The following is a 13,496-nucleotide window of genomic DNA, read 5'->3' on the forward strand; positions in this document are numbered from 1 at the left end:
AAGGGGCCCTGTCAGCCGATAGAGATCTTACTTGGCGACCACCTTCTCGGACTTGCCGTCATAGCGCTTGCGCCACTCGGTCAAAATCTCGTCGCGATTCTTCGAGGCCCAGGCAAAGTCGTTCTTGATCAAACGCTGCTCGTAATCCGCCGGCAATTCGGTCTGCGGCTTGGCAATACCCGGTTGCGCGAGCACCGCGAAGTTCTCTTTGTACAACTCCATCGCCGCCGGGCTGGCCGAGAAGTCCGCCAGTTTCTTCGCCGCGTCTTCGTGCTGCGTGCCCTTGATCACGGCGGTGGCTTCAATCTCCCAGCCCAGGCCTTCCTTGGGCAGGATGATGTCCAGCGGCGCACCCTGACGCTTCAACTGAACCGCCGGGTATTCAAAGGAAATACCAATCGGGAATTCGCCTGAGGCCGCCAGTTTGCAAGGCTTGGAGCCGGAGTGAACGTACTGGCCGATGTTCTGGTGCAAGTCGTCCATGAACTGCCAACCCTGCTTCTCGCCAAAGGTTTGCAGCCAGGCGCTGACGTCGAGGAAACCGGTGCCGGACGAGGCCGGGTTGGGCATGACGATCTTGCCTTTGTACTCAGGCTTGGTCAGGTCTTGCCAGCTCACCGGTTTGCTCAGGCCCTGCTTCTCGGCTTCGACGGTGTTGAAGCAAATGGTCGCGGCCCAGACGTCCATACCGACCCAGGCTGGCGGGTTGGCGGCGTCGCGGTAGTTGCCGCCGATCTTGGCCAGGTCCTTCGGCGCGTAGCTTTGCAGCATGCCTTGTTGATCGAGGATCGCCAGGCTCGATGCGGCCAGGCCCCAAACGGCATCGGCCTGCGGGCGGGCTTTTTCAGCCAGCAGCTTGGCGGTGATGATCCCGGTGGAGTCACGCACCCACTTGATCTCGACGTCCGGGTTGGCCTTTTCGAAAGCATCCTTGTAGGTCTTCAGTTGTTCGGCTTCGAGGGCGGTGTACACCGTCAACTCGGTTTTCGCCGCGAAGGCGTTCAGGCTGAAAGCGGTGAGCACAGCAGCGGCCAGGGCCAAAGGCTTGAACATGATGCATTTCCTGTTTGAGTTGAGGGCTTTGGGGTGGAGGAGTAGCGAATCAGTTGCCGGGCGCGGTCTGCCGCCAGGCCTGGGAGCGGCGCAGCAAACCGCGCGAGGCCCAGGCCAGCAGCAGGGACACGCCCGCCGAGGTGAACAGAATCAGAGTCGACATCGCTGCCGCGCCACCGACGTTGCCGGCGTCGTCCATATTCAGCACCGCCACCGCCGCGAGGAGGGTGTCGGGGCTGTAGAGGAATATCGCCGCCGAAACAGTGGTCATGGCCGAGACGAACAGGTAGCGCACGATGTCCAGCAAGGCAGGCAGGCAGATCGGCACGGTGACCCGCAGGTAATGCCGATACAGCGGCGCCTTGAGCGACAGCGCGGCGGCTTCGAACTCGGCGTCGAGTTGGCGCAGCGCGGTGGTGGCGGACATTTGCGCGGTGGTCAAATAATGAGCAATGGTGCAGACCACCAGCAGGGTCATGGTCCCGTAGAGCACATGCAACGGGTTGCCGTTGAGGTTGAAAAAGAAGACGTAGCCCAGGCCCAACACCAGACCCGGCACCGCCATCGGAACGAAACTGAGCATGCGCAGGGTCAGATTCAGTCCGCGCTGGCCCTTGGTTTTTTCCATCAGGTAAGCGCCAGTGAAAATCAGCCCGCTGCCGATCAACGCCGTGCACAGGGCCATCTTCACGCTGTTGCTGTAGGCCAGCCAACCGCCGCCCGCGGTGTCGTTGAACTGATAATGGTTGAGCGACAGCGACAGGTTGTACGGCCAGAATTTCACCAGCGACGAGTACACCGCCATGCCGAACACCAACAGCAACACCGCGCAGATCAACAACACGATGGCCAGGTAGCAACCGTCGCGCAGCTTCGACGGCGCGGGTTTAAAGACTTGCGCCCGGCCGCTCATGGAATCGCCGTGACGCCGACGCAACCAGGCATCGACGCCGAAACTGAATAGCGCCGGCAGCAGCAGAACCATACCGATCAACGCACCGCGACCGAATTGTTGCTGGCCGACCACGGCTTTGTAGGCTTCCAGCGCCAACACCTGATAGTCGCCACCGACCACCACGGGTACGCCGAAGTCGGTGATGGTCAGGGTGAAGACCAGACAGAACGCGGCGAACACGGCCTGACGGGTCGCCGGCCAGGTGATGCTGCGAAAGGCTTTCGCTGGGCTGGCGCCCATGCTTGAAGCGGCATCGAACAGTCGCGCATCCGCCAGGGACAGCGCCGACAGAAGAATCATCAAGGCGTGCGGGAAGGTGTAGATCACCTCGCCGAGCACAATGCCCCAGAAACCGTAGATATTGTCCGAGAGCAAACCACGCAACATGCCCTGGTTGCCGAACAGGTAAACCAGCGCAATCCCCGGCAGCATCGACGGCGCCATCAGCGGCAACAGCGACATACCGCGCCAGATGCCTTTGCCCGGAATCAACGTACGTTGCAGGGCGTAGGCAAACAGGTAAGCCAGCGGTACGACGATGGCCGCGACGCTCAGGGAAACTTTCAGACTGTTGCCGAGCAACCAGTGGAAATTCGCACTGGTGACCAGTTCACGGGCGGCCACCCAACCACCGCCCTGCCCGGCCTCAGAGCTAAAACCGCGCCAGAAGATCGCCAGCAACGGCATCAACACCGCGACACCCAGCAACACCAGCAACAGCACTTTGCCGCCGACCACAAACACCCGGTCGCCGATTTCGGCGCGGGAGGTCTGCCGAACCTGCTTGTGCGGTATCGGCAGCGCGAGGTTCGCGCTCATCAGGTAAACACCTGCAGGCTACGCGGTGGCAAGGCAACCATGATCTGCTGCGCGCCGAGGCGCGGCATGTCTTGCGGCGCCAGTTCCGCCAGCAAAGCGTGACCCGGCAGTTGATCGAGTTCGAAACTCATGCGGCAGCGATTGCCGAGGAAAGTGATTTCGCGAACCTTGGCCGGGAACAGGTTTTCTTCATGCACCGGCGGGTTGACGTTGATTGCCTCCGGGCGGCAGAACAGTCGGCCGGACGCGGTTTTCGCACTGCCTTCGGCCAGGCGCATGTTCATCCCACCGACCTGGGCGTGGCTGTCGCTGCTGCGGCGGAACGGCAGCCAGTTGCCCTGGCCGACGAACTCCGCCACAAACGGCGTCGCCGGGCGGTCGTAGATTTCCTGCGGCGTGGCGTACTGCTCGACTCTGCCGTTGTTCATCACCGCAATGCGGTCGGCCATCAGCATCGCTTCGTCCTGATTGTGGGTGACCATCAGGGTGGTGACGCCGAGGTTGCGCTGCAATTGGCGCAACTCGGTGCACAAATGCTCGCGAACCCGGGCGTCGAGGGCCGACATCGGTTCATCCAGCAGCAACAACGATGGCGCCGGAGCCAAGGCGCGAGCCAGCGCAACCCGCTGTTGTTGGCCGCCAGACAATTGACCGGGGTACTTTTTCTCGCTGCCGAGCAAGCCGACCAGTTCCAGCATCTGACCGACACGCTTGCGCACTTCATCGCGACCACTGCCGGCAAGGCCGTAGGCAATGTTCGCTTCGACGGTCAGATTGGGGAACAGCGCGTAGGACTGGAACAGAATGCCGTAGTCCCGGGCTTGCGGTGCCAGGTGGGAAACGTCGCGATCACCGAGGTACAACTCGCCGCTGTCCTGTTTCTCCAGACCGGCGATGCAGCGCAGCAAGGTGGTTTTGCCACACCCCGACGGGCCCAGCAGACACACCAGCTCACCAGCCGCCACGTCGAGGGAAACGTTATCCAGCGCGGTGAAGGCGCCGAAGCGTTTCTGCACGCCGCGCACCTTCATGGGTACGCCGGGGTTGGTCAGGGCAGTTGCGATCGAGTGGTTCATGGACAGGCCTCATCAAGCAGATGAAGGCCATCCTAGGTTTGTAATGCGTCCGTCATGTGGCAGTGAGGCAAAAACGGCTGATAGTGGTATTCGGGGATTTTGGTTGACCTCAAAAGATCGTCCGATCGCGCGCCTTTGCGCTCCTTCAGGCAATACAAATACTCCGGAATCCTGATCTGCCGCCATCGCGAGCAGGCTCGCTCCCACATTGGAATGCGTTCTCCTGTGGGAACGAGCTTGCTCGCGATGAAGAATTCAAGGCTTGGGAAGGTCCATTTTGTAACCCGCCCCAGGCGTACCTTCGTGCATCGCTGCCTGAATGTCCGCATACAAGGCGTTCGCCTCAGCGGTCGTGATTGATCGCGAACAATCACGCAGCACTACTCGCAGCAGGACATTCTCCTGGCCCGGCAACAGACCGAGACGTCCAATGGCCTGCACGGGTAAATCGGAGAATCCCCAACGCCCCTTGACCTGCATCTCCTCAATCCAGTCAGAGCAGTCACCGGCAGCCTGCAACATTCTTTCGGTCAATACTTCCTCACTCAACCCCGGTGTTAGCGCCAACGAAATGTCACGGGCAATCGACGGCAAACGTGATACCGGAGTCCATGGATTCAAATCATGCATCTGCGCCTGTACTCGCACATTCTGATCGCGCAGCAAGCGAATATCAGGGATGCCTTTGCGCAACATGGTCAAGCGATCCAAGCCCATCCCGAGTGCCAGTCCTGCATGTCGCAACGGATCTATCTTCAAGCGCTCCAACAAAGACCTCGCAATGCGACCGCATTCCAGCACCTCGACCGGCGCACCGTCGTTCAACACATTCACTTCGATTCCGCCCTCCGTATAGTGATGCGGACTGTCGCTGTAGACCCAAGGCTTTTCGGGAACGGCGGATTCAAGGATGTCGCTGACCAGACGCAACAGATGTTCATGCGTAGACAATTGCGGATCACCCAGCACCCAGATGTCCATTTGATGCGGTTCCGCGCAATGCCACCTGTCCCGACTGTCGCGACGGAAAGTGATACCTGGCGCGGCCAGCAAGATCGTCTCTCCCGGTTGCCGCACCTCAGCTGCTCGCTGAAGCGCCGCCGGAATCTGACTGGTGGTTTGTGTTCGCAACAAAGAACACTCATCGACCCATCGGGTGTGCTCGCTCCCAAGCGTGACTTCTGCCGGGTCATACCCCAGCAAACCGTAATTTTCCTCCGCGGACACAATCCGCGGCCCCGTTTGCAGTTTCGCCTGGGGCCAGCCTTTTTCTGCGAGTCCTTGAAGGATTTCATTGAGCATCAATCGGACGGCGTGCTCAGGAGCGCTTGTTTCGGTCAGATCAACCAGTAAAAGGGCCTGATGGACAGACGTGTCGGCTAAATATTTCTTTGATGCTTGCACTCCGTAATCCTCAACCTGTAGTTGGACATCGAGCTAAAAAAAACAAGCCCATAAATAAACCTAACGACGAAAGTTCATCGACTGCAATCATAAAAATCAAAAAACCAAATTTTCAGAACAGGACTACAGACGCAACTTACACAAATAACCCATTGAACTTACCAAAAATCAAGACAGCAGAATTCATTCTAAAAATCGCCTAACAACTCATTTAACACATCAAAAAATCTGTATTAATAATTCCACTCCCAAGCACTGCCGGGAGCAACAAAAACCAAAAAAACGAAAAAGTAATATCAAATGAAAAATAAAAAACTCGTCAAATACAATCTTAACCGGATCACTTCCGGACCGGAAAACTTCGGGTGGGCGCCGCTGGCATGGGCTCATACTGAAGAGTAAATAATACCAATGCGCGGCAAGCATCGTGCCGCGCATTGGAAATCTGGAGGTATTTATGTCGTCAGCTAATATGATATCTACGCTCTTCGGCAATGAAAAATTTTCGATCATTGCGGATTCCAGGGAGTTCCTCGGAGACTGTGAGCATTTAGGCTTCGATACTGCCCATATTTCAGAATTAGAAAGCCTTCCAACAAACAGTATTATTTTTTCTTTTAGCAATGACGCTGCAAAAATGACTTTTGAGCTAGCCAAAAAAACAGAAAACAAGAAAAGCGTTTTCTGCGCGACTCAAGTGTTTGAGCCCTCTGTAGCGAACGCGCTCTATAGCCTGAAGCTTTTGCTGAGCAGCAATTTCGAGCACGCTTTGAGCACGCAGCGCTCGGTACTAAACATGCTCAATTCAAACGAATCATTTTTTCTTTCAGGTAACTAAGCCAATGCACAAGTCGCGCTTTTGCCGCACGCCCAACCTTACGCCCTCCTTACAGAAGATGTGTCAGGCAACTTTGTTCAGTCGGTAGCGGAGTTTTTTGAAGTGCATTACGCACACATGAACCCACATGAACAATGCCCATTTTCCTTTAGCGGCACGCTGAAGATTGAAGGAATACTAACGATACTAAGAAAGCATAACCCTGAACTGCCAGATGGCCTTAAAATTTCGCTTAAATGTTTAAGTGATCGCATCTCTCAACACAGTGCAACCTTAGTAGTCAGGGACAACATCATCACTTCATTAAAAACAAATAACGAGGAACATATAAAGCCTCTGAATCTTGCGACTGGCGCTCGAGGACTAAGACTTACGGAGTTTGCGATCGGAGTAAACGACGCTATCGCACCAACTATTGACTACAAAATAAACTCACAAATGAATGAAGGCATACGTGGAGTACATGTGGCTATCGGCGATGGTTCTTCCGGGTATCACATAGACTTTCTTAGCCCAGCTGTAACCGTACGCCCAACGCATTAAAAACATCGTTCTTAACTTTCGAGTTAATACGCGCGATTTTCTATTTTTTTGCAATAGTAGGTCGGCTTTTAAACCAATATCAGGTGCCGGCACCCACAGGAGGGGAATGCGTCGCCTGCATGAGCGACGTTTGCCCAAGAAGAGACTAGTCAGGTCGCCGCAGTTTTCTGATAGTGATATTCGGGGATTTGGGGTGGGGTCAAAAGATCGCAGCCTTCGGCAGCTCCTACGCCGAACGCATTCCCATGTAGGAGCTGCCGAAGGCTCGGGCCGCGATCGGACGATCTTTTGATCTTAGGCCGGAGCCATCTCCTGCGCCAACCCCAGAAACGCCGCCGGCAACCGCGCGCCCTTTCGCTCCTTGAGGCAATACAAATACTCGGGAATCTGCGGTGCATTCTCAATCGTCAGTACCCGCAACTGCGGGTCATGCGGCACTTCCTGCCGGGCGATGATGCTGATGCCGATATTGCGCAGCACCGCTTCACGAATCGACTCACGGCTACCGATCTCCAGCAAGGGCCCGAAACTCACCCCGGCACTGGCCAGCAACTCTTCGGTCAGCCGCCGAGTGGTCGAGCCCGACTCCCGCATCAACAAGGTATGCCCGGCCAAGGCACTGAGCGGCACATGATCATGCACGGCCAGCGGATGATTGCGATGCACCGCCAGCACCAGCGGATCGCTGCCGAGCACCCGGCGAATCAACCGCGCATCGTCGAGTAACTGCGAGGACGCGGCGACATCGACCCGGTAATCCTCCAGCGCTTCGAGCACTTGTTGGGAGTTGCCGATTTCCACCGATACCTCCACTTGCGGCAAACGCTCGCGGAAGGTCTTCACCAGATCGAGGATGTAGTAAGGCGCCGTGGCGGCGATGCGCAACGTGCCCTGGACCTGGCCACTGTTGCGCAGGAAGAACTCGATGTCGGCTTCCTGCTGCAACAGCGTCTTGACCATCGGCAGCAACCGCGCGCCTTCATCGCTGACGCTGAGGCGGCGGCCGCCACGGTAGAACAGCTCAACCGAGTACTGACTTTCCAGATGGCGAATCTGGGTCGTCACGGTGGGTTGGCTCAGGCCGAGCTTCTTGGCCGCCAGGGTAATGCTGCCCAAGCGGGCCACCATGTAAAACGCCTTTAGCTCGGCACTCAGCACAGCCGTTCCTCATCGCTTACTTGCGCAACAGGCGCAAACCGTTGAACACCACCAACAGGCTGACGCCCATGTCAGCGAACACCGCCATCCACATGGTGGCGATCCCGGCGAAGGTTACCCCAAGAAAGATAGCCTTGATGACCAAAGCGAGGGCGATGTTCTGTTTCAGGATGGTGGAGGTCTGGCGCGACAGTCGAATGAATGCGGGGATCTTGCGCAGATCGTCGTCCATCAGGGCGACATCAGCGGTCTCAATGGCCGTGTCGGTGCCAGCCGCCGCCATGGCAAAACCGATTTCGGCCCGGGCCAGCGCCGGGGCGTCGTTGATGCCGTCGCCGACCATGCCGACGTTATGACCCTTCGCACAAAGCGCTTCGATGGCTTGCAACTTGTCGGTCGGCAGCAGGTCGCCCTTGGCTTCGTCGATGCCGACTTGCGCGGCGATAGCCTGGGCGGTGTGGACGTTGTCGCCGGTGAGCATCAGGGTTTTGATGCCCAGCTCATGCAATTGCTGGATCGCTTCGCGGCTGGACTCTTTCACCGTGTCGGCCACGGCAAACAGCGCCAAGGGGCCGGACTTGTCGAGCAGCAGCACCACCGATTTGCCCTGTTTCTCCAGGGCGAACAGTTTTTCTTCCAGCGCTGGCGAGCAGAGGTTCAGCTCTTCAACCAGTCGATGGTTACCCAAGTGGTAGACCTGGCCATTGATCTCACCGCGGACACCGCGACCGGCCAAGGCTTCGAAGTTATCCACAACCCGCGGCGCCAGTTGTTTATCCACAGCGGCGTTGGCGATAGCCAGCGATACCGGGTGATCGGAACGGCCCGCCAACGCCGCCGCAATGGCTGGCGCGGTTTCATCGGCGGTCGGGTCGAGGGACAGATAATCGGTCTGTACCGGTTTGCCGTGGGTGATGGTGCCGGTCTTGTCCAGGGCCAGGTAATCGAGCTTGTAACCGCCCTCCAGATAGACGCCGCCCTTGACCAGAATCCCTTTTCGCGCCGCTGCCGCGAGGCCGCTGACGATGGTCACCGGGGTGGAAATCACCAGCGCACATGGGCAAGCGACTACCAGCAACACCAGTGCCCGGTAGATCCAGTCGAACCACAGCGCGCCCATGAACAATGGTGGAATAACGGCGACTGCCAGGGCGAAGATGAACACTGCCGGGGTGTAGATTTTCGAGAACTGATCGACGAAACGCTGGGTCGGTGCCCGCGCGCCCTGGGCCTGCTCGACGGCATGAATGATTCGCGCCAGGGTCGAGTTGTTGGCCGCAGCGGTCACGGTGTATTCCAGCGAACCCGCCTGGTTGATGGTGCCGGCAAAGACTTTATCGCCCACAGTCTTCTCGATCGGCAGGCTTTCACCGGTGATCGGTGCCTGATCGATGGTTGAAGTGCCGGAAACCACTTGGCCATCGAGGCCGATGCGTTCGCCGGGACGCACCCGCACCCGCGCGCCCAGTTCGATGATTTTGACCTCCTGTTCGACCCAACTACCGTCAGCCTGCTGCACCGTGGCCTGTTCCGGGGTCATCTGCATCAGCCCGCCGATGGCGTTGCGGGCGCGGTCCAGGGACTTGGCTTCGATCAGCTCGGCCACGGTGAAGAGGAACATCACCATCGCCGCTTCCGGCCATTGGCCGATCAACACCGCGCCGGTCACCGCGATGCTCATCAGCGCGTTGATGTTCAGGTTGAGGTTCTTGAGGGCGATCCAGCCTTTCTTGTAAGTGGTTAGGCCACCGCTGAGGATCGAGATCAACGCGATGATCGCCACCACCCAGGTCGGTGCGGCGTTGGTGAAGTGGATCACTTCAGCCGCCAGCGCACCGACGCCGGACAGCGCCAACGGCCACCAGTGTTTCTTCTCGGCGGCCGGCGCGGGGGCTTCGACCCCCTGTTCCAATGGCTCCGCGACCATGCCCAGCGACTTGATCGCCTCGATGATCGGCGCAGTGCTCGGCAGGTCGTGGGTCACGCCCAATACCCGGTTGATCAGGTTGAATTCCAGTTGCTGCACACCCGACAGCTTGCCCAGTTTGTTCTGGATCAGTGTCTGTTCGGTCGGACAGTCCATCGCGTCGATGCGGAAACTGCTCAGCCGCGCGCCGTCGGTCGGCTTGTCGCTCAGCTTGATCAGCGATGGCGCTGCCACTTTGGAGGAACAGCAGGAATCTCCGTGACCGCCATGGTCATGCTTCTTCTGCACAGGCTGCAGCTTGTGGCTGTGATCGTGATCGTGATCGTGATCGTGACCAGCCTCGGGTTTGTGGGTGTGAAGGGAATCGCTCATCGGGTTGCGTCCATAAAGATGCCTGTTGCCAAGTAAAGACCCTGTAGCCACTATAGGGTCAAGCAACCTTTTGGAGATTGTCGCGATGAAGATCGGAGAACTGGCCAAACTGACCGATTGCGCAGTGGAAACCATCCGCTATTACGAGCGCGAAAACCTGCTCCCGGAGCCGGCCCGCAGCGATGGCAACTACCGCGTCTACACCCAGGCCCACGCCGAGCGGCTGACCTTTATCCGCAATTGCCGCACCCTCGACATGACCCTCGAGGAAATCCGCAGCCTGTTGACCCTGCGCGACAGCCCGCAGGATCAGTGCGAAAACGTCAATGCACTGATCGACGAACACATCCACCACGTCAAGGCGCGGATCGACGGTTTGCTGGCCTTGCAGACACAACTGCTCGACCTGCGCCAACGTTGCAGCGAAAGGCCGGATATCGATCAGTGCGGGATTTTGCAGCGGCTGGAGGTCAGTGGCGGGGTTGTCGCGACGGAGGTGGAGCACTCCCATGTGGGCCGCAGCCACGGCCACTAAGACCACCGCATAACCCTGTAGGAGCTGCCGAACGCGGCCCGAGCCTTCGGCAGCTCCTACATTGGGATCGCGGTGAAGGCTTAGACCGCCATCGGCGCCGTCATCGGCGCATGGTGCTGATAACCCTCAAGCGAGAAATCGCCCGGTTCGATCAACTCCAGCCACTCCGGCTGGTACTCGCCCGTCCTGGCAAATTCCGGCACACGATCACTGATCACCAATTTCGGCATCGGGAACGGCTCGCGGGTGAGCTGTTCATTCAGCATGTCCAGGTGGTTTTCGTAGACGTGGGCGTCACCGATGAAATAGGTGAACCAGCGCGGCGTGTAACCGGTCAGGCGCCCGATCAGGCTCAGCAGTGCGGCGCCTTCGGTGAGGTTGAACGGTGTGCCCAGGCCCAAATCATTGGAACGGATGTAGAGGGTCAGGGAGATCTCCCTGGTCTCGACATTCGGGTGGAACTGGTACAGCAGGTGGCATGGCGGCAAGGCCATTTCATCGAGCTGGGCGACGTTCCAGCCGTGGAACAGGATGCGACGGCTGCCCGGGTCTTTGATGATGGTGTCGACACACTGGCGAATCTGGTCGATCGCCTTGTACAGCACCACGTAGGCCTGACCGTCTTCTTCGCCTTCAGCAATCTGCCGATAGCCTTGCTTCAGGGTCTGCTCGATGGCCGCCGGGTTGCTGAGCGGGATCTGCTTGTACGCCGGCCATTTGCGCCATTGCACGCCGTAGATCTCGCCGAGGTCGTCTTCGCCCTGACGGAATGGGTTGGCCAGCCACTGCGCGTTTTCGTTGGCGTTCTGGTCCCAGACCTTGCAGCCGAGTGCCCGGAATTCGGCGGCGTTGTTCACCCCGCGCAGGAAACCGCACATCTCGCCGATGGCCGATTTGAAGGCCATCTTGCGGGTGGTGATCGCCGGAAAACCTTCCTTCAGGTCATAACGCAGCATCGCGCCAGGGAAACTGATGGTGTTGACGCCGGTACGGTTGGCCTGTTTGGTGCCGTTCTTGATGACGTGAGCCACCAGATCGAGATATTGCTTCATGAGTTACCTGTGTCCTTGAATCCGCAGCCGTGGCTGCGGATTCGAATCTAAAGCGCGGCGTCTTAAGCGGCCGAAGTCACTGGGGTCTTTGGCTCGCGATGATAAGCCAGCCAGATCAGGAATAGACCGGCGACGATCATCGGGATGCACAGAATCTGCCCCATGGTCACCCAACCGAACGCCAGGTAACCGAGTTGCGCATCAGGTACGCGAACGAACTCGACAACAAAACGGAAGATTCCGTAGAACAGGGCGAACATGCCGGACACCGCCATGGTTGGCCGTGGCTTGCGCGAGAACAACCAGAGAATCAGGAACAGCGCGACGCCTTCCAGTGCGAACTGGTACAGCTGCGAAGGATGGCGCGGCAGTTGCGCCGGATCGCTGAACGGAGGAAACACCATCGCCCATGGCAGATCGGTCGGCTTGCCCCACAACTCGGCGTTGATGAAGTTACCGATACGCCCGGCGCCCAGACCAATCGGCACCATCGGCGCGACGAAGTCCATCAGTTGGAAGAACGACTTGCCGTTGCGGCGACCGAACCACCAGGCCGCGATCATCACCCCGATAAACCCGCCGTGGAACGCCATGCCGCCCTTCCACACTTCGAAAATCAGCGTCGGGTTGGCCAGGTAAGCGCTCAGGTCGTAGAACAGCACGTAGCCCAAACGGCCACCGACAATGACCCCCATCGACAACCAGAAGATCAGGTCGGAGAGTTTTTCCTTGGTCCAGGTCGGGTCGAAGCGGTTCAGCCGACGGGACGCCAACAGCCAGGCGCCGCCGATGCCGATCAGGTACATCAGACCGTACCAGTGGATTTTCAGCGGACCGATGGCCAGGGCCACCGGGTCGATCTGCGGGTAAGGCAGCATTGCGACTCCTCGTTAGAGTTGAAACCTTCAAAATTCCCAGGGGACGCTGCCACCTCAGGATTAAGCCAGGATTGCGATGGGCGTCAGAGCAGGAAATTCAGCCCGACGCAGAACAGCAAAGCGGCGAATAGTCTTTTGAGCAAGCGCGGCGACAAATTGTGAGCCAGTCGCGCACCGAAGCGGGCAAAGAACATGCTGGTCAGGGCAATCCCCAGCAACGCCGGTAAATAAATAAAACCGAGACTATGGGCCGGCAACAACGGATCGTGCCAGCCCAGAATCATGAAACTTAATGCACTTGCCAGGGCAATCGGCAGCCCGCAGGCCGACGATGTGGCCACCGCCTGTTGCATCGACACGCTGCGCCAGGTCAGGAACGGCACGGTCAACGAACCACCGCCAATCCCGAAAATCGCCGATGCCCAGCCAATCACGCTACCGGCCACGGTCAGACCGACTTTACCCGGCACCGTTCGGCTGGCCTTGGGTTTGAAGTCCAGGGCGAGCTGAGCGGCGACGATCAAGGCGAATACGCCGATGATCTTCTGCAAATTCGGGCCGGAGATCGCTTCAGCGGTCAACGCGCCGAAACCGGCGCCGATGAGAATGCCGACGGTCATCCAGGCAAAAATCGGCCAGCGCACGGCGCCACGGCGGTGATGCTCGCGAACCGCATTGACCGAGGTAAAGATGATCGTAGCCAGTGAAGTGCCGATGGCCAGGTGCGTAAGGATCGACGGATCGAAGCCTTGCAGTTTGAAACTGAACACCAGCACCGGGACGATGATGATCCCGCCACCTACCCCGAACAGCCCGGCCAGCACGCCCGCACAGGCGCCGAGCGCCAGGTAGAGCAGAAATTCCACGACCGTATCCTCACACATCC

12 protein-coding genes are annotated in these 13,496 nt (G+C 58.5%); 3 read left to right on the forward strand and 9 right to left on the reverse strand.

Features of this window, described 5'->3' with window-relative positions:
- Nucleotides 1-27: 27 nt before the first annotated feature.
- The 4 genes from JFV26_RS04595 to srmL all read right to left on the reverse strand — a co-directional run bounded on the left by JFV26_RS04595 (nt 28) and on the right by srmL (nt 5,307).
- A complete protein-coding gene (locus tag JFV26_RS04595) occupies nt 28-1,053 on the reverse strand; it encodes a putative 2-aminoethylphosphonate ABC transporter substrate-binding protein (RefSeq protein WP_201190121.1) in 1,026 nt (341 codons plus the stop codon).
- A gap of 49 nt (nt 1,054-1,102) precedes the next feature.
- Nucleotides 1,103-2,827: a putative 2-aminoethylphosphonate ABC transporter permease subunit gene (locus JFV26_RS04600; RefSeq protein WP_201190123.1), complete on the reverse strand. Its 1,725-nt coding sequence runs from the start codon at nt 2,825-2,827 to the stop codon at nt 1,103-1,105.
- A complete protein-coding gene (locus JFV26_RS04605) occupies nt 2,827-3,903 on the reverse strand; it encodes a putative 2-aminoethylphosphonate ABC transporter ATP-binding protein (RefSeq protein WP_201190125.1) in 1,077 nt (358 codons plus the stop codon). The genes JFV26_RS04600 and JFV26_RS04605 overlap by 1 nt, the downstream gene beginning before the upstream one ends.
- 255 nt (nt 3,904-4,158) lie before the next feature.
- Nucleotides 4,159-5,307, reverse strand: coding sequence for a PheS-related mystery ligase SrmL (gene srmL / locus JFV26_RS04610; protein ID WP_201190127.1), 1,149 nt, complete (start codon nt 5,305-5,307; stop codon nt 4,159-4,161).
- Nucleotides 5,308-5,764: 457 nt separating this feature from the next.
- Here srmL and JFV26_RS33320 point away from each other — a divergent pair, with 457 nt between their 5' ends.
- Together JFV26_RS33320 and JFV26_RS33325 are read left to right on the forward strand one after the other, a co-directional pair.
- Nucleotides 5,765-6,145 (forward strand): hypothetical protein, encoded by a 381-nt coding sequence (locus JFV26_RS33320; protein WP_242487736.1) that lies wholly within the window; start codon nt 5,765-5,767, stop codon nt 6,143-6,145.
- Between the two features lie 21 nt (nt 6,146-6,166).
- Nucleotides 6,167-6,688, forward strand: coding sequence for a hypothetical protein (locus tag JFV26_RS33325; RefSeq protein WP_242487737.1), 522 nt, complete (start codon nt 6,167-6,169; stop codon nt 6,686-6,688).
- Nucleotides 6,689-6,982: 294 nt separating this feature from the next.
- On the opposite strand, the gene JFV26_RS04620 is transcribed toward JFV26_RS33325, so the two are convergent.
- Nucleotides 6,983-7,846, reverse strand: coding sequence for a LysR substrate-binding domain-containing protein (locus JFV26_RS04620; protein ID WP_201190130.1), 864 nt, complete (start codon nt 7,844-7,846; stop codon nt 6,983-6,985).
- A 16-nt stretch (nt 7,847-7,862) separates the two neighbouring features.
- The gene (locus tag JFV26_RS04625) at nt 7,863-10,145 is read right to left on the reverse strand and encodes a heavy metal translocating P-type ATPase (protein ID WP_201190131.1); all 2,283 of its coding nucleotides are present in this window, start codon (nt 10,143-10,145) and stop codon (nt 7,863-7,865) included.
- An 85-nt stretch (nt 10,146-10,230) separates the two neighbouring features.
- On the opposite strand from JFV26_RS04625, the gene cadR reads away from it, so the two are divergent.
- Nucleotides 10,231-10,680 carry a Cd(II)/Pb(II)-responsive transcriptional regulator gene (cadR, locus tag JFV26_RS04630; RefSeq protein WP_201190138.1) on the forward strand — a complete coding sequence of 150 codons (450 nt, stop codon included), beginning with the start codon at nt 10,231-10,233 and terminating at the stop codon, nt 10,678-10,680.
- Nucleotides 10,681-10,760: 80 nt separating this feature from the next.
- On the opposite strand, the gene JFV26_RS04635 is transcribed toward cadR, so the two are convergent.
- From JFV26_RS04635 to JFV26_RS04645, 3 genes are all read right to left on the reverse strand, one after another.
- Entirely contained in the window at nt 10,761-11,732 is a 972-nt protein-coding gene (locus JFV26_RS04635; protein ID WP_201190140.1) for a thymidylate synthase, read from the reverse strand.
- A 62-nt stretch (nt 11,733-11,794) separates the two neighbouring features.
- A complete protein-coding gene (gene lgt / locus JFV26_RS04640; protein WP_201190142.1) occupies nt 11,795-12,610 on the reverse strand; it encodes a prolipoprotein diacylglyceryl transferase in 816 nt (271 codons plus the stop codon).
- An 83-nt stretch (nt 12,611-12,693) separates the two neighbouring features.
- Nucleotides 12,694-13,476: a TSUP family transporter gene (locus JFV26_RS04645; RefSeq protein ID WP_201190144.1), complete on the reverse strand. Its 783-nt coding sequence runs from the start codon at nt 13,474-13,476 to the stop codon at nt 12,694-12,696.
- Between the last annotated feature and the right edge of the window lie 20 nt (nt 13,477-13,496).

Source organism: Pseudomonas sp. TH31, from assembly GCF_016650815.1.
Classification (GTDB): domain Bacteria; phylum Pseudomonadota; class Gammaproteobacteria; order Pseudomonadales; family Pseudomonadaceae; genus Aquipseudomonas.